The 16896-nt window shown below is 42.0% G+C and carries 12 protein-coding genes; 5 read left to right on the top strand and 7 right to left on the bottom strand.

The window, feature by feature from the left end:
• Positions 1 to 234: 234 nt before the first annotated feature.
• Entirely contained in the window at positions 235 to 3924 is a 3690-nt protein-coding gene (gene metH, locus F947_RS03145) for a methionine synthase (protein ID WP_004972050.1), read from the bottom strand.
• 496 nt (positions 3925 to 4420) lie between these two features.
• Here metH and F947_RS03140 point away from each other — a divergent pair, with 496 nt between their 5' ends.
• Positions 4421 to 6037 (top strand): inorganic phosphate transporter, encoded by a 1617-nt coding sequence (locus tag F947_RS03140; protein ID WP_004972047.1) that lies wholly within the window; start codon positions 4421 to 4423, stop codon positions 6035 to 6037.
• 128 nt (positions 6038 to 6165) lie between these two features.
• Here the strand turns inward: F947_RS03140 and F947_RS03135 are convergent, their stop codons facing one another.
• The 3 genes from F947_RS03135 to F947_RS03125 all read right to left on the bottom strand — a co-directional run bounded on the left by F947_RS03135 (position 6166) and on the right by F947_RS03125 (position 9095).
• Positions 6166 to 7713, bottom strand: coding sequence for a hypothetical protein (locus tag F947_RS03135; protein ID WP_004972044.1), 1548 nt, complete (start codon positions 7711 to 7713; stop codon positions 6166 to 6168).
• A 252-nt stretch (positions 7714 to 7965) separates the two neighbouring features.
• The gene (locus F947_RS03130) at positions 7966 to 8160 is read right to left on the bottom strand and encodes a hypothetical protein (RefSeq protein WP_004972042.1); all 195 of its coding nucleotides are present in this window, start codon (positions 8158 to 8160) and stop codon (positions 7966 to 7968) included.
• Positions 8161 to 8477: 317 nt separating this feature from the next.
• Positions 8478 to 9095 (bottom strand): rhomboid family intramembrane serine protease, encoded by a 618-nt coding sequence (locus F947_RS03125; protein ID WP_004972041.1) that lies wholly within the window; start codon positions 9093 to 9095, stop codon positions 8478 to 8480.
• Positions 9096 to 9252: 157 nt separating this feature from the next.
• On the opposite strand from F947_RS03125, the gene nfuA reads away from it, so the two are divergent.
• Complete coding sequence (gene nfuA / locus F947_RS03120) at positions 9253 to 9891, top strand: Fe-S biogenesis protein NfuA (protein ID WP_004972039.1); 639 nt, start codon at positions 9253 to 9255, stop codon at positions 9889 to 9891.
• Positions 9892 to 9964: 73 nt separating this feature from the next.
• Here nfuA and F947_RS03115 read toward each other — a convergent pair whose 3' ends face one another.
• Positions 9965 to 10978 (bottom strand): hypothetical protein, encoded by a 1014-nt coding sequence (locus tag F947_RS03115; protein WP_004972035.1) that lies wholly within the window; start codon positions 10976 to 10978, stop codon positions 9965 to 9967.
• A gap of 18 nt (positions 10979 to 10996) precedes the next feature.
• The gene (locus F947_RS03110) at positions 10997 to 12058 is read right to left on the bottom strand and encodes an alpha/beta fold hydrolase (RefSeq protein ID WP_026438298.1); all 1062 of its coding nucleotides are present in this window, start codon (positions 12056 to 12058) and stop codon (positions 10997 to 10999) included.
• 299 nt (positions 12059 to 12357) lie between these two features.
• On the opposite strand from F947_RS03110, the gene F947_RS03105 reads away from it, so the two are divergent.
• Entirely contained in the window at positions 12358 to 12972 is a 615-nt protein-coding gene (locus F947_RS03105) for a carbonic anhydrase (protein ID WP_004972031.1), read from the top strand.
• Positions 12973 to 13011: 39 nt separating this feature from the next.
• Here F947_RS03105 and F947_RS03100 read toward each other — a convergent pair whose 3' ends face one another.
• Positions 13012 to 13641 carry an arylesterase gene (locus F947_RS03100; protein WP_004972029.1) on the bottom strand — a complete coding sequence of 210 codons (630 nt, stop codon included), beginning with the start codon at positions 13639 to 13641 and terminating at the stop codon, positions 13012 to 13014.
• Positions 13642 to 13653: 12 nt separating this feature from the next.
• On the opposite strand from F947_RS03100, the gene F947_RS03095 reads away from it, so the two are divergent.
• Entirely contained in the window at positions 13654 to 14403 is a 750-nt protein-coding gene (locus F947_RS03095) for an ABC transporter ATP-binding protein (protein ID WP_004972026.1), read from the top strand.
• 1 nt (position 14404) lies between these two features.
• Positions 14405 to 16894, top strand: a complete 2490-nt coding sequence (locus F947_RS03090) for an ABC transporter permease (RefSeq protein WP_004972024.1) — start codon at positions 14405 to 14407, stop codon at positions 16892 to 16894.
• Positions 16895 to 16896: the final 2 nt, after the last annotated feature.

Raw genomic sequence — 16896 nt, 5'->3', positions numbered from 1 at the left:
CTACTAACAACTAAATAGTAGTCGCTTTGTTCTTTCTATGGGTTTCGTTTAGCTGAATACCTTTCCCATAGAGGTGAGAAAACACCTTTAACAGTCAAATTACTCAACAAATTTAGATTAAGTAACGAACTGCCCATAAAACAAAAAACCAGTGAATTTTACAATTCACTGGTTTTTGAAATGACATTATGTAGAGCGCATGGGCCGATGTACTACCCAAGCGGCATAAAGCAATTAATTAATCGAATCATCCAAGTTTGGAGCTAACCAACGCTTCGCTTCATCTAAACTCCAGCCTTTACGCTGTGCGTAATCTTCAAGCTGATCTAACGAGATTTTACCTGCGTTAAAGTACTCAGAAGCAGGGTTGGCATAGTAGAAGCCACTCACAGATGAAGGCGGCCACATCGCAAAGCTGCTGGTCAGCTGTGTGCCAATCTTTTCAGTCGAACCTAACCAGTTAAACAGTGTGGCTTTTTCAGAGTGCTCAGGGCACGCAGGATAGCCCGGTGCAGGACGAATCCCTACATATTTCTCTTTAATCAGCTCTTCATTGCTTAGCTGCTCATTCGGCTGATAGCCCCAGAATTCTTTACGAATACGCTCATGCAAATGCTCTGCAAATGCTTCTGCAAAACGGTCACCCAAAGACTGCACCAAAATGGCAGAATAATCATCCCCTTTGGCTTTAAACTCATTGGCCATTTCCTCCGCACCAAAAATCGACACGGTAAAGCCGCCCAAGTAATCTTGCCCTTGCTCTGCAGTTGCAACAAAGTCTGCCAAAGACAAGTTTGGTTTGCCTGTGACTTTGTCAGACTGTTGGCGAATATGATGGAAGGTGTGCGTTACTTGATTACGTGCTGCATCATATACTTGTACTGAATCTGCCGCAGAACGGTTGGCAGGGTAAATCCCAAAGACTGCACGTGCATCAAAGCGATTATTTGCAATAATATCTTTGAGCATGGCTTGCGCTTGGTTATATAAGTCGGTTGCAGCTTCGCCCACCACGTCATCTTCCAAAATTTTCGGGAATTTGCCCGCCAAACTCCAAGAAATAAAGAATGGTGTCCAATCAAAGTATGGCAACAAGGTTTCAAGCGGATAATTAGTCAGCACTTGAGTTCCAATTAAGTTTGGTACTGCAGGCGTATAGTTGTCCCAATCAATTTTCAAACCATTGTCGATGGCTTCTGCATACGACAATTTCGCAGCTTTTGGTTGCTTATTGGCAATACGTTCACGAATTTTAGCGTATTCCGCACGGTGCTCTGCAACAAAAGCAGGTTTCATTTCAGGAGAGAGTAAGGTTGTCGCAACACCAACGGCACGCGAAGCATCGGCAACGTAAATGACAGCATCGTTTGAGAACTGTGGATCAATTTTAACTGCAGTATGTGCTTTAGATGTGGTTGCGCCACCAATCAACAATGGAATGTTAAAGCCTTTACGCTGCATTTCTTTGGCAACAAAAACCATTTCATCTAAAGATGGGGTAATCAGACCAGACAAGCCAATGATATCGACTTTTTCGTCAATGGCAGTTTGCAGGATTTTTTCTGCAGGTACCATCACACCGAGATCGACAATATCGTATCCATTACAGCCCAAGACTACGCCCACAATATTTTTACCAATGTCGTGAACGTCACCTTTTACCGTTGCCATCAAGACTTTACCTTTAGACTGACCTTCGGTTTTTTCAGCTTCGATGTACGGGTTGAGCCATGCAACGGCTTGTTTCATCACACGGGCAGATTTCACCACTTGTGGCAGGAACATTTTACCTGCACCAAACAAGTCACCGACCACGTTCATGCCATCCATCAACGGGCCTTCAATCACATCTAATGGACGTTTGGCTTTCAGGCGCGCTTCTTCGGTGTCTTCATTAATAAAGGTGGTGATGCCTTTAACTAAAGCGTACTCAAGACGTTTTTCGACAGATTCACTACGCCATTCTAAGTTTTCTTCGGCTTTTTGTGCGCCTGATTGACCACGATATTTTTCTGCCACTTCTAGCAGTTTTTCTGTGGCATCCTGACCGCTTTCACCTTGGTTCTGGTTCAGAATAACGGCTTCAACTGCTTCTTTCAGTTCTTTCGGGATGTCATCGTAAATTGCCAACTGACCTGCGTTGACAATCCCCATGGTCATGCCTTGCTGAATAGCGTGATATAGGAATACCGCGTGAATGGCTTCACGTACAGGTTCGTTACCACGGAATGAGAAAGATACGTTCGATACACCGCCTGAAATCATGGCATGCGGCAGGTTTTGTTTAATCCAGCCTGTGGCTTCAATAAAATCGACTGCGTAGTTGTTGTGTTCTTCAATACCTGTCGCAACTGCAAATACGTTCGGGTCAAAAATAATGTCTTCGGCAGGGAAGCCAACATCATTGACCAAAACATCATAAGAGCGTTTACAAATTTCGCGTTTACGTGCTGCAGTATCGGCTTGTCCGACTTCGTCAAAGGCCATAACAATGACAGCTGCGCCGTATTGGCGGCAGAGGCGGGCTTTTTCGACAAACTCGTCATAACCTTCTTTTAGGGAAATAGAGTTGACAACGGCTTTACCTTGTACGCATTTTAAGCCTGCTTCAATGATTTCCCATTTAGAGGAGTCAATCATGATAGGTACGCGAGAAATATCAGGCTCAGATGCCACCAAGTTCAGGAAGTGCACCATCGCACCTTCTGAATCGAGCATGCCTTCATCCATGTTGATGTCGATGATTTGCGCACCGCTTTCTACCTGTTGACGCGCAACATCTAAGGCTTCGGCAAAGTTTTCTTCACGAATTAAACGCAGGAATTTTTTAGAACCTGTGACGTTGGTACGTTCGCCCACGTTTACAAATAAAGAGTCATCATAAATGTTAAATGGTTCTAAACCACTTAAACGGCATGCAGGTTTAATCTCTGGAATTTTACGCGGTGGAATGTCTTTTACCGCATTGTAAATCGCGCGGATATGATCAGGCGTTGTACCACAGCAACCGCCTGTAATATTGATCAAGCCGCTTTCAGCAAATTCTTTGAGGAAAGCTGCGGTTTCTTCAGGCGTTTCATCATAACCACCAAATGCGTTGGGTAAGCCCGCGTTCGGGTGTGCAGAAACAAACACATCGGCAACGTCTGAAACGGTTTTAACGTGTGGACGCATGGCATCTGCGCCCAAAGCACAGTTAAAACCAATTGAAAGTAAATCGCCATGACGTACCGAGTTCCAGAAAGCTTCTGCAGTTTGACCCGTTAAGGTACGTCCTGAAGCATCGGTAATGGTACCTGAAATCATCAACGGCAATTCACGCCCGAGCTGTTTAAACACTTCTTTGACCGCAAAAATCGCAGCTTTACAGTTTAAGGTGTCAAATACAGTTTCAATGAGCAGGATATCTGCACCACCTTCAATTAAGGCATGCGCAGCTTCAATATAGTTTTCTTTGAGTGCATCAAAGCTAATGTTACGAAATGCAGGGTCGTTTACATTTGGTGAAATTGAACAGGTACGCGATGTTGGCCCAAGTACACCTGCCACAAAACGTGGTTTGTCTGGTGTTGAATATTTTTCACAGGCAGCTTTGGCTAAACGCGCTGCTTCGCGGTTAATTTCTGGAACCAAATCTTCCATGTGATAGTCAGACATAGAAACGCGTGTGCCGTTAAAGCTGTTGGTTTCAATAATGTCTGCACCCGCATCTAAGTAGGCTTCGTGAATACCCTGAATAATGTGCGGTTGGGTCAGTACCAATAAATCATTGTTGCCTTTGAGGTCATGTGCCCAATCTGCAAAACGCTCACCACGATAATCGGCTTCTTCCAATTGATGGCGTTGAATCATAGTACCCATAGCACCATCGATAATTAAAATTCTTTGGGCAAGAAGCGCTTTCAGGGTGGTAAGCGTGGACATAAAAAACCCTTTATGACTGAATCCGAAATGAGCGCTATTTTAGCAGAGTTCGCACGGCTTTCGTGCACTTGAAGCGACCAGAGAGAGTGGAAGTCGTAAAAATAGTGCATAAAGCAGTATTTTTAGGATTTTGCTGTAGCTTTTGAATCTAAATAAAAGTTGTGATGAGGAACTTCTAATTTTGATTTTACTTTGATGCGTCATCGCTTTGTCATATTGCTCAGGCAAAATTGGCTCACGGTAAATTTTGTCTGAAATTTTAGGCAAATATGACAAAGGTGTAACAATCTAAATTTGAGAGAATGGCATAAGAAAAGTAGGTTTATTTATTCTAAGTGTTTAAATTTAAATGTTAATTTTAATTTTATGCACAAAAAAAACAGCTTAAAGTGTGAAAATAAAATATGAAAGTTGCTTTATATAGCAGCTCTTTGTCATATAATTGTCACAATTTAATTGAACAATAAGGGGATTTTAAATCCTCTTTTCTGCTTGCATGAATTCTAATCCAACTCCTGTAGATTCAGCACACAAGTCGACCACTAAATCGACCAATGTTCATGTGCCTACACCGAAATTTTTTATGCCGGTGTTTTTAACGATCATCGTTTCTACCCTTATTTATATTGGTTTCCAATTGTCTGCGGACTTATCCCACGTGCCTGCGCTAAGCATGTACTCGGTGATTTTATTGGCGACCGCTTTATTCATTGCCTTAGGCTTTGAATTTGTGAATGGTTTCCACGACACAGCTAACGCAGTGGCAACGGTTATTTATACCAATGCCCTGTCTGCACCTGTGGCAGTAATGTGGGCGGGTTTCTGTAACTTCCTTGGGGTGATGGTCGCCAGTGGCGCAGTTGCCTACGGTATTATTGCCTTACTTCCAGTCGAATTGATTATGAATGTCGGTTCAGGCGCAGGCTTTGCCATGGTTTTTGCCATGTTGATTGCCGCGATTGTCTGGAACTTAGGAACGTGGTTTTTCGGTATTCCTGCTTCAAGTTCGCACACTTTAATCGGTTCGATTTTAGGTGTGGGGATTATGAACTACTTGCTGAACTCAGGTGCGGGTGCAAGTGGCGTAGACATGGAACAAGTCATGAAAGTGGGCAAGGCTTTATTGTTCTCGCCACTGATTGGTTTTGCCTTTGCTGCGATTTTGTTCTTCTTGGTGAAAAAAATCTTCAAGAAACAAATGGAGTTGTTCCAGCCACCTGAAGGCAATAAGCCACCACCACCACTGATTCGTGCCATTCTAATTTTTACTTGTACTGGGGTAAGTTTTGCGCATGGTTCAAACGATGGTCAAAAGGGCATGGGTTTAATCATGTTGATTTTGATCGGGATTGTGCCGTTGGCGTACTCGTTAAATAAAGAGTTAGACCAAAACCACATTCAATCGTTCCAACAGCTTTCAACGCAAACAGCTGATGTGATTTATGCACAACATGTCGATATGCCAGATGAAAAAGCACGTCAGGTCATCACTAGCTATATTCAGACCAAAGAAATTACCCCTGAAGTCGTGCCTGCTTTGGCAAGCTTAACTGACCATTTGGGTGAGCGTGTGGGTCAATATGGCAACTTGAAAGATGTGCCTGAAGCTGAAGTAGCAGAAATGCGTAATGATATGTATTTAAGCACGACTTCATTCAAGCGTTTAGACAAAGCCAATGCCTTGCCTGAAATGTCGGAAGAACAGAAAAAAGTGGTTAAAAGCTACCGCAGCCATTTAGATTCATTCTTACAATACATTCCAACTTGGGTCAAAGTTGCCGTTGCCTTAGCACTAGGCTTGGGTACGATGGTCGGCTGGAAACGTATTGTGGTGACTGTTGGTGAACGTATCGGTAAGCAGCACATGACTTATGGTCAAGGCATGTCTGCCGAGCTTGTGGCAATGTCAACTATTGCTGCTGCAGATGGTTTGGGGATGCCAGTTTCAACTACACACGTACTGAACAGTGCGGTGGCAGGTACCATGGTGGCAAATAAATCGGGTCTGAATTTCCAAATGGTGCGTACAATTCTTTCGGCTTGGATTTTCACTTTACCTGCGACAATTTGTTTATCGGGTAGCTTGTTCTGGTTGTTCTTAAAAGTGTTTTAATCCATTCTCAACTTTTTTGAGTGGTTGAAAAAAGCGCTGTGATGATACAGCGCTTTTTTTATACCTGCAGATCAGTCTAGAGAAATATTTGCAGGCAAGTTTTTGAATAGATAGATTAGCGGTTTACATTACTTTTTAAATTTTTGGATGACTTTGTCCAGCGGTAATTTATCTGCAGCAAAGCCATAGAGCGCAGCGAAAGGTAGGGCCGTTCGTGCCAAATACGCCACGCGCCACAATCCACCATGGTTCGCACCTTCCATCATCAATTCGAGCGGATGCTCAAGTTTCACTTCAGGATTGGCTGCCGAGTTTGGATTGCGTAAGTCATGAATCCACAATGCCGCCATAATCGCATTGGTGGTTTCAGGGCTAAATGCTTCAACATCAAACAAACTTGCGCCACTAAATGCTGCTTTGAGTAATGGATTTTTGGTCACAGAGTGTGTGGTGGTCGAAGGTGCAATATTGATGCTGACATGCTGTCCTTGATGACGCGCTAAAATTGCACGCCATTGCTGGATGCGTTTTGCTAAAGCATAGTTTGGCCCTTGTTCAACCACCAAACAGTCGGCAATACCATAATGTTGACCATTGTCTGAAGCAATTAAATTATGCAGATTCTTTTGGAAGAAATGACTGCGTGAAATGGTTTCAATACTTTTGGTGAGTAGCTTTTGCCCTTGTGAACGCTGCTGAAACTTCTCTGCCGATGCGCTAATCACTTCTTCAGGAACGGCATAAACATCGGTTGGGGTACACATAAACATAAGGCTGCTATCAGCTTTGTGTTCGCTGACATATTGCATAATGGCATCCATCGCCATCGCAACACGCACGTGTTTTTCACCATCTAAATAGGCAATGGCTGCTAAATCTAGCGTTTCAGGTTTTTGAGCTAACCATTGTGCAATTTCTGGGGTTTGTGTCAGTAGATTTGCACCCAACTGTTCTGTTAAAATATCAAGTGGGGTATCTGCCGCGAGTTGTGTTGTACTGGGTGCATATAAGGTGGCATTGCCTTGTTGCACAGTGCTTAAAATTTTATTCCACACACGGCTATTTGGTAAATCGACTGCAATAATATTGGCTTTCCATTTGGCTAACCATGTGAGTGGCCCTGCTTCTGAAGCTGCACCAAATAGCACCATGTTACGGTCAGACAAATCAAACCATTCAGGATGCGCCATTGCAGCATTTAACGCTTCGGCATGACTTGGTTCAATAATGCCTGCTGCTAGCCAAATTGCAATTTGATCTAGTAGAGCTTGACCTTGTAACTTTTGCCCACGATACGGCACATACCATTCGGGTGCTGCTTGGCTGCTGCCTTGTAATTTAAAGGTATGTAAAGTTTCAGTAGGCAAGAGCATGACATCTTTCAGCACATATTTTTGCTCATGACGATAAAACTCAAAACTTTGATGCGCTTTTCTTAAACCATCTTCTGCAATTTGAATTGCGTTAGCTTGTTCACGAATACCATTGGTCACGAGGGCTTTAAAGTATTTTGGATAGTGTTTACGCCAGTTTTTTTCTGCCAAAGCATCGACTGAGCTTTGATGATCGACTGTGGCTAAGGCTTCGGCAATAATTTGTTTGCCCGTGCTTGAGGTGCTGGGTTTATGATTTTCTGGATGAATTGGAAACTGTAAGCCATCGTAAGAAGTGGACATGCAAAAACTCGCAAACTAAATTGAAATTAATATACAGATGTATACATTATCTATGCCAAGTTGCGATATGGGGTAGCAAAAACTACCAAAATTGAGTGAAATTTGAATAAAAAAACCTTCACGAAGTGTAAAGGTTTTTAATGTGAATGAAATGTTGTTGAGATTTAAAGGTTAGTGTTTAAATGTCTAGGTTCGAATCATAAATGAGTCTGATGCTGTATCAACAATGTTTTATTCACTCAGACCAACAGCTTAACAACGTCCTTTTTTCGCCTGACCTGGAGGACAAAAATCACCATCACCATGCGGATGTTGGTGTGGATAATAGCCTTTCGGGTAGATCGTGCGGTCAGGATCAATCACCACACTGCCTTCAGGGGTATGTACGGCACAGGCGCTTAATCCTAGACTGAGTAACAGGGCGCTTAGAAGTGCAAACTTTTTCATGGCTGACTCCTGATTGCTTGATAGTTTTAGTCTTTATATTCTTAGTATAAGTGCTTGTCGAGTAACTGCATGTTATTTGTTGTGTGCTTTATGCTGTATTGGATCATTCAGATGCTTTCATCAATCAAAAATACTTATCAGCAGTTCATAAAATGACGATTGAAAGTCGTTTTTCCCAATGAGAGAGGCTGAAGATGAGAGGCAATAAATGATGGTGTTAAGCGGATTTATGAAAGCAGTCTATTGACGGATTTGAAAATTCTTTAAAGTAGCAACGACTCAGTGGTAGATGTACCGAGTCGTTATAGTTTCAAAAGTTAAAACGGCAGTTGCGCCAGTTTATTCAGGAAGTGAGGCAAGATGCGTGGTTCAATTAAAATAGTCACAATCACACCATAGGCCGCACCCCATAAATGCGCACTGTGATTAATATTGGAATTGCCGCGTTTACCCGACCAAATGCTATACGCTACATACAGTATTGCAAAAATAATGGCAGGCACTGGAATAAAGAACACGAAAATCAACTTCCACGGCTCAAACAAAATATAGGCAAACAACACCGCAGATACAGCACCAGATGCGCCTAAGCTGGCCCAACGATGGTCATTTTTATGCTTTAAATAACTTGGAATAATCGCGGCGATTAAACCACCCAAATAGAATAAAACAAAGCCTAAATCATAGACGTATTGGCGATAAAAACTTTCAATAATGCTGCCAAAGAAAAACAGGGTAATCATATTGAACAGCAAATGCGCACCATCGGCATGCACAAAACCATGGGTAATGAAGCGGTCATATTGACCACGTTGCATAGCAGGCGGCCAAAAAATCAGACGATTCATTAATTCTTGTTTGGAAAACGCCAACATAGACACAATGACCGTAATAATGATAATGGTCACGGTATGATTAAAAGGTAAATCGAGCATAAACGCCTATTCTTTTACTTGAATTCTGCTGTAATAATGCATCAAAACTGAGTTTGAGTCGAACTTTAGGAATAAATCCGACAATTTTGGTTGATTTTTTTTTATTCCCCCGCATCTTCAGTTAAAATAGCCACTTCAGCTTGAGGAAATTATTGTTATGTCGACTGAGAACAGCAGCACAGCAGTTGTAGATGAAATTCCAAACTTATTGATTACGCCAACTGCTCAAGAGTATTTGAAGGATTTATTGGCAAAGCAAAATACACCGGGTATTGGTGTGCGTGTTTTTGTGGAAAATCCTGGTACACCGCGTGCTGAATGTTGCATGGCTTATAGTGCGCCCGATGAAGTTGTACCTACAGACTACAAACAGGAATATCCAGACTTTCCTGCATTTATTGATACGCCGTCTATTCCGTATTTATTGGATGCCGTAATTGACTACAACAAAGACCGTTTTGGTGGTCAATTGACTTTCCGTGCACCGAACTCAAAAGTGCCACGCGTAGGCCCAGATGCTTCAGTAGAAGAACGCATTACTTATGTTTTACAGTCTGAAATTAACCCAGGTTTAGCAGGGCATGGTGGTAACTGTGCTTTGGTTGAAGTGGTTGAAGATGAAGAACACGGCTTAACTGCAGTATTGAAATTTGGTGGCGGTTGCCAAGGATGTTCAGCGGTTGATGTGACTTTAAAGCAAGGTGTTGAAACAACCTTGAAACAACACGTACCTGAATTGATGCGTGTGGTGGATCAGACTGACCACAGTCAATCTGAAGGTGCTTATTTTAAATAAGTTCTAAGCCTCGCTTAAAAATAACCTCCTAAATTTTAGGAGGTTATTTTTTATCTGAAATTGTCAACAGACCCTATTCATTCGTTTGTAGATTTAAAATTTGTTGTGTTTTTTCAGAATAATAAAATTTCTCTAAATAATGGCGCGCACGTTGCTTTAAATAGCCTTCAGCGATCATTTTTTGAATGACTGGATTTAACAGTTGTTGTAATTGATGTTGGACTAGTGCTTCATCAATGTTTAAGTCGTGCAATAACAAGTCAAAAGGGCGCGCCTGATTGCGTACATACCACGCATAAACCCCATCATGCACTTGCTGTTTCAAATAGTCACTTTGGCGTAAATGATCCCAAATTTCATGTCCTAAATTGACAGTTTGGGATAGGTCTTGTACTTCAATATAATTTTTTAAAACGGAAAGTGGCAAGTCTTTAACTTTGTGCCATAAATTGGCTTGGAAGTGATACAGTTTTTCCTCATCAAAATGTTGATTAAGCACCGACTCGCTCATTTGAGTCAGCTTCTGCACATTTTTTTGCAAATAAAGCTGAATGGTCTGGTCTAAATTGGTATCGGTAACGCTTTCCAAAACCGATTTACCCATTTTCATAAAACGCGATACGCCAGGCACGCTTTTGGCGATCACCGAATTATCCATATAATCCTGAATGGAATGTTGAATGAGTTGGGTAATCATGGCGGCAAAGGCAGGATTATTCACCACGGCTTTAATCAAACGTTGACGATGTCCACTTTTACTTGCAACATATTGTGCAATTTTGTCGATGGTCAGCACAGGTATCACATCGGCAATTTTACTGCTGTCATTAACAGGGTGTACCAGTGCAAAACGAATATGCTCAGCAATTTGTTCCACTAAAAATGAACTGGCAGGTGTATTTAAAATTTGATGTTGAATCAGTTGATGAATGGCTTCAGATGTCCATAAATCTTGTAAGCTTTGTTTGCGAAACCATTGGTAAAACTGCACAAATTCAGTTTGTACCATTTCACTTTGGTTAAATTCTTGATCTAAAAAATCAAGCTGAGCTTCAATTAGTTGCTCAATGATGGGATGTTTCTGCATGAAGGTTTTATATAATAATTAATTTAGAGGAATCAGTTTATCAGCAAGTGGGTTTTTTAGGTTCTGAGTTTTAGCCAGAAACGGCAAATAATATTGTGCGACTTGTTTTTCAGCTTCCAATAACGGCATGTGTCCAACATTATTAAGAATCACAGGTGTTTCGGCGCGTTTGAGTAAAGATTGTAATTCCTTCGCCACTTCAACATTAATAATGCGATCTTGCTTACCCCATAAAATCAGGGTCGGTGCTTCAATTGATCCTGCTAAACGTGCAAATGAGTCTGGAGTATAAATACGGTTGAGTTTGACAATTTGCTCAATTGCTTTACGGGTTTGTTCTGAGCGAGAAATCAGGACTTCTTCTTGCGCATGTTGAATTTGTGAGGTCATGGCAGGCGGGCTTTGCATGATTTGTTTGGCGACGTCGGCTAAATCGCCATGTTTGCTCACAATTAAGTCATTTAAAGATAATGGATTTTTGGTGTAAGGCGTATTAGCAAGTTTATAAATGCCTGCACTATTGAGTAAAAATAAACTTTGCGTATCAAAAGGATATTGCGAGGCATACACGGTTGCAATTGAGCCGCCTAAAGAATGTCCTGCCACGTGTAAGTTTTCTTCACAGTCAATTGCTTCAATAAATTGACGCAGTTGTGAAGTTACATTCGGAACTGAATTATCAAAATTGCTTGGAGTTTTGGTGTCACCGCTATTGGGTAAATCTGGAATAATCACATGATAATGTGGGGTTAAAAATTGCGCGACACGGTTCCAATTATCACGTGTGCCTGCCAAACCATGAATCAATAAAATTGTGGGTTTGCTGTGCGAGCCACCTTCGTTATAGCTCCAGACGACATCTCCAACACGAATGCTTTTAGAGCTTAGTCCTGCTTGTTTGCGCTGTTGCTGAAAATGATTTTGTAATAGTTTAAGTTCAGTTGCGTTGCTGTTACTGGCGTTATTGTTTTTTGTGAAGGTATATGGATTGGGCGCAGCGCTTTGCACAAGGCAAGATGTACTTAGTCCCAAAGCCAATAAAGTCGTATGTAGATAACGTGATCGAATAAATTTCATCATGAAAACGTCTTCCCCTGACGAACCCAAAACAGGCTCCAATAATGATAGGCACTAGCTCTTAGGTCTAATTGCACAAGTGTATTCTGTCTATTGTAGGCGTTTAAAAATGAAAGTCATCCCTTGCTTTTTTGATCAAAGCTTTGAAATTGGTAGAAAATGTGACCTATCTCAATAAAAAGTGAAAAAATTTATAACAAAAATGAATAAAGAAAAGCGCAGCTGCATATTTTTTTGCAAGTGACATTCATAAAAACTGGCTTTAGAATATCGCAACTTCAAAGATCGGTGGTAAATCAAGAATGCTAACAGCTCAAGAAGCTTTAGAACGTCTTAAACAAGGAAACCAACGTTTTGTTTCTGGTGATACCAGACATCCGAAGCAATTGTCGCACCAACAGCGTGCAGAAATGGCAGAAGACCAAAATCCATTTGCCATTATTTTAGGATGTTCAGATTCACGTGTTCCTGCAGAAATGGTATTTGACCAAGGATTGGGTGATCTTTTTGTAATTCGTGTTGCGGGCAACGTGGTTGCGCCATCACAGGTAGGTAGTGTTGAATTTGCGGCAGAGCGTTATGACTGTGCTGTGGTTGTTGTCTTAGGACACAGTCACTGTGGTGCAATTCAAGCGACAATTGATACTTTAATGTGCCCAGACTGTCCACCATCGGCAAATTTAATGTCGATTGTGAACCGTGTTCGCCCTTCAGTTGAAACCTTAATGCAGACTGAACTGAAAAATGATTTGGCGAAATTGTCTAAGCATGCAGTACGTTCCAATGTATTTGCATCGGTAAATCAATTGCGTCATGGTTCAGCAGTTTTAGAAAACCTGATTGAACAAGGTCAGTTGAAAGTAGTCGGTGCAGAATATTCACTGGAAACAGGTGAAGTGGTTTTTTTTGATTTTTAATCCGAACCGCACAGCAATTAGATTTTCCTCAAAGGCGCTTTATAAAGCGCCTTTGATATATGGATAAGCATTATTTAGCAAAATAGGCTGAGCTTTGGCATTTGGATGAATTAAATCTTTTTGCATCAATTGCTTATTGCCCGCTATACCTTCCATAAAAAATGGCAGTAATTTGACTTTATATTGCTGACTCACCACTTTATAGTTATTTTCAAATGCTTTGCTATACGCCGAGCCGTAATTTGGCGGCATTTTCATCCCAAAAATCACCACTTTCGCTTTGGCTTTTTGGCTATGCTGAATTAAGTTCGCTAAATTTTTTTGAATCATTTGTGGCGGTTGTCCACGCAAGCCATCATTTCCGCCTAACTCAATGACTACAACGTCTGGACGATGGGTCTGCAGCAATTTAGGCAGACGCGCCAAAGCACCACTGGTGGTTTCGCCACTGACACTTGCATTGACCACTTTATGCTGTTTCGGATACTGTTGTTCTAAACGTTTTTGCAATAAGTGAACCCAACCTTGTTGTGGTTGTATGCCGTAACCTGCACTTAAGCTGTCACCTACAATCATAATGGTTTTTGCAGATACCACGAATGGGCTGAAACATAGTCCGAGCAGCAACACACGCGGGAAGACACGACTAGTTAGATTGCGATTTTGCATAATGGGAAACGTATGACTCAAAACACTAAAGAATCTAATATCATGCCACAAACGATTATTTCTGCCCAAAATTTGACACAAAAGATACAACTTGCACAAAAACAATTGACCATTTTTGAGAATTTAAACTTCGATATTCAGGAAGGTGAACAAGTGGCCATTACAGGTCGTTCGGGTTCAGGAAAATCGACCTTATTGGGTATTTTGGCAACATTAGATCAGGCCAGCAGTGGAAAATTGGTGGTATGTGGTGAGTCAATTGCAGAATTAAACGAAGAACAACGTGCAGAAGTTCGTTTAAAGCATATTGGTTTTGTGTTCCAGTCATTTCAGTTATTGCCGCATTTGACGGCACTGGAAAATGTGATGTTGCCACTACGTTTGCAGGAAAAATTTAAATATGCAGAGGCAGAACAAAAAGCCCTCAACTTGCTGAAACGTGTGGGTTTAGAACGACAAGCACAGCAAACGCCGAAAGTGCTTTCGGGAGGCGAGCAACAACGTGTCGCCATTGCACGTGCTTTAATTCGTGAACCTAAAATTATTTTTGCCGATGAGCCGACAGGAAATTTGGATGGTGAAACTGCAACTGAAATTGAGCAATTGCTATTTGAGTTGAACCGCGAGTTGGGCACAACTTTGGTGTTGGTCACGCATGACCCGAAACTGGCGGCACAATGTCAGCGTCACTATGCCTTAATTGATGGGCAATTGGTTGAGCAATTTGCAGCTAAGCCAACTGCTGCCATAACAGGAGGATGAAATGAACGCATTATTTCATCCGCTGTTAAAGCAGAGTTTTAAAAGCAGTGGTGTATATTTACTGATTATTGCGCTGACTTTAGCGATTAGTGCGACCACGGCCTTAAAGTTTAGCAATGAACAAATTCAAAATGCGGTAGCGTTGCAAGCGGCAGAAATGTTGGCGGGTGATTTAGTCCTGAGTGACAATGAGCCCATTGCGCAAGACTGGCAGGATCAGGCGACTGCACATCAGTTACAACAGTCGCATGTGACTGTATTTAGTTCGATGGCACATACTCAAGCACAATTTGTGATGGTGAATGTCAAAGCGATTGAGCACAATTTTCCGTTACGCGGTGAATTACGGGTCAGTCCTGCAGCGGACAAGATTCAGTCTGGCGAAATTTGGCTAAGCCAACGTGCTATGGATTTACTTCACGTTAAACTGGGTGAAACAGTAAATATTGCCGATGCAGCATTTACCGTAACTGCCAAAATTGAACATGACTCCAATCAGGAACTCGGTTTTTCAGGTTTTTCGCCGACAGTAATTATTTCACAGGCCGATGTGGCACGTACCCACGCGATTCAAGTGGGTAGCCGCATAGATTACCGTTTGTTGTTGGCAGGCAGCGCCAAAGATACACAAAATTTTGAGCAGTACTTTAAAACACATACACAACAGCCTGCACAGGCACAGCAAACGGCCAGCCCTGAACAAAACTTTGAAGAACAAAGTAGTTTAAGACTACGCAATGCCAGTGAAGGCAATACTCGCTTAATGCGCCCCATTGCCAATTTAGATACCTTTTTACAGTTGGCTAACATCCTGACCATTTTATTGTGTGGGATTGCGATTGGTTTGACCAGTCAGCGCTATGTGCAACAAAATCAGGATCATATCGCCTTATTACGTTGTATTGGTGCAAGTAAACGACAAATTTTAGCCGCTTATTTGGCTTTGCTTGCTTTGGTCTTAATTATCGCTATGGGCATTGGCAGTATTTTGGGCGTGACGTTGGGCTATGCTTTGTTGCAAATCATGCTGCAACTGATTCCGCACCTGGAAATTCAATTTTCAGCCATGGCAATGTTGCTTGGGCCATTGCCAATCGCCATGCTCACCAGTGCTGTGGTGTTGTTGGGTTTTGTGCTGCCTAATTTATTGCAATTGCTGAATACCGCACCGATTCGCGTGATTCGCCAACAAGACAAAAGCATGCGCGCTTGGTGGTGGATGTTGCTTACAGGGACGCTAAGTCTAATCGTATTTTGTGTGGTCTTGACCGAAAGTTTAGTGCTTAGTACATGGGTGATTGGTGCGATTATTGCGCTGTGCGTATTGCTGTATGGAGTGGTGTGGAGTTTATTAAAATTATTGCGTCATTCTAAAGGCAGACTCGCAGCGTATATTCGTGCGCCTGCTGTCACGGCATTTCAAATTACTGCATTGGCTTTAGGATTAAGTTTAATTACGGTACTTGCAGTGTTGCGTACCGACCTGCTAGATCGTTGGCAGCAGCAATTGCCCGAAGGAACACCCAATCAGTTTGTTTACGGCTTGCCACCGTTTGATATGCCTGAGTTTCAACAACAATTAACGCAGCAGCAGTGGCACAGCACGCCACTTTATCCAAATATACGCGGGCGTTTGGTCGCCAAAAATGATCAACCTTTTGCCGACGCCTTAATTCAGCAAAGCAATACGTTAAGACGCGAACTCAACCTGACACAGTCTGACCGTTATCCTGCCGATAATATCATTGTAAATGGGCAAGCCAATTTCAGTGCAGTGGGACAAGTGTCAGTAGAAGCAGATACGGCTGCCGAGTTGGGCATTCAAATTGGTGATCGACTCAGTTTTAGTTTGCCTGAAGGCATACTTGAAGCCGAAGTGATTAATCTGCGTACGGTGGAGTGGGAAAGCTTTAGTCCAAATTTTTTCTTTATTTTTTCACCGCACACTATGGATGAAAATGCAGGCAGTTATTTGGGCAGTTTCTATGTGCCTGAAGCAGATAAACCGAAACTAATTCAATTGATTCAGCAATTTGCCAACACAGTGTTTATTGATGTCAGCCTAATTTTGGATGAAATTAAACGCATTGTGAATGTGTTGGTGCAGATCATCACCATTTTAGCCATTTTGGTGAGTGTGTCTGGGCTGTTGGTATTAATCGCGTGTTTAAACTTGCTGATGGATGAGCGCAAACGCGAAGTCGCATTACTGCGTTCTTTTGGTAGTTCTAAACAAAAACTCAAACGTATGTTGAGTCTGGAAATCGGTTTTATGGGCTTTATAGCGGGAATAGTGGCGTGTTTATTTGCCGAAGTCATTAGTGCTGTTGCCAGTTACCGCATGGATTTAATGCTGCAACCACATTGGGAAATCTGGCTGATTTTGCCTGTATTTATGACCGTGCTGTGTGCCTTGATTGGACGTTATCGTTTAAGTTATTTATGCGATATTCCGCCACTGCAAAGTTTAAGGGAGATGAATCAGTCCTGATT

Origin of the sequence: Acinetobacter towneri DSM 14962 = CIP 107472, from assembly GCF_000368785.1 — a bacterium.
Classification (GTDB): Bacteria; Pseudomonadota; Gammaproteobacteria; order Pseudomonadales; family Moraxellaceae; genus Acinetobacter; species Acinetobacter towneri.
Note: the sequence above shows the minus strand (reverse complement) of the source record. Positions and strands in the feature narration are given on the sequence as shown.

What these genes read in the sequence shown, in the direction of transcription:
- F947_RS03115 (WP_004972035.1), bottom strand. Translation starts at nt 10,978, where the DNA reads ATGCAGAAACATCCCATCATTGAGCAACTAATTGAAGCTCAGCTTGAT.
- F947_RS03095 (WP_004972026.1), top strand. Translation starts at nt 13,654, where the DNA reads ATGACTCAAAACACTAAAGAATCTAATATCATGCCACAAACGATTATT.
- F947_RS03140 (WP_004972047.1), top strand. Translation starts at nt 4,421, where the DNA reads ATGAATTCTAATCCAACTCCTGTAGATTCAGCACACAAGTCGACCACT.
- F947_RS03105 (WP_004972031.1), top strand. Translation starts at nt 12,358, where the DNA reads ATGCTAACAGCTCAAGAAGCTTTAGAACGTCTTAAACAAGGAAACCAA.
- F947_RS03110 (WP_026438298.1), bottom strand. Translation starts at nt 12,058, where the DNA reads ATGATGAAATTTATTCGATCACGTTATCTACATACGACTTTATTGGCT.
- F947_RS03135 (WP_004972044.1), bottom strand. Translation starts at nt 7,713, where the DNA reads ATGTCCACTTCTTACGATGGCTTACAGTTTCCAATTCATCCAGAAAAT.
- metH (WP_004972050.1), bottom strand. Translation starts at nt 3,924, where the DNA reads ATGTCCACGCTTACCACCCTGAAAGCGCTTCTTGCCCAAAGAATTTTA.
- F947_RS03125 (WP_004972041.1), bottom strand. Translation starts at nt 9,095, where the DNA reads ATGCTCGATTTACCTTTTAATCATACCGTGACCATTATCATTATTACG.
- F947_RS03130 (WP_004972042.1), bottom strand. Translation starts at nt 8,160, where the DNA reads ATGAAAAAGTTTGCACTTCTAAGCGCCCTGTTACTCAGTCTAGGATTA.
- F947_RS03100 (WP_004972029.1), bottom strand. Translation starts at nt 13,641, where the DNA reads ATGCAAAATCGCAATCTAACTAGTCGTGTCTTCCCGCGTGTGTTGCTG.
- F947_RS03090 (WP_004972024.1), top strand. Translation starts at nt 14,405, where the DNA reads ATGAACGCATTATTTCATCCGCTGTTAAAGCAGAGTTTTAAAAGCAGT.
- nfuA (WP_004972039.1), top strand. Translation starts at nt 9,253, where the DNA reads ATGTCGACTGAGAACAGCAGCACAGCAGTTGTAGATGAAATTCCAAAC.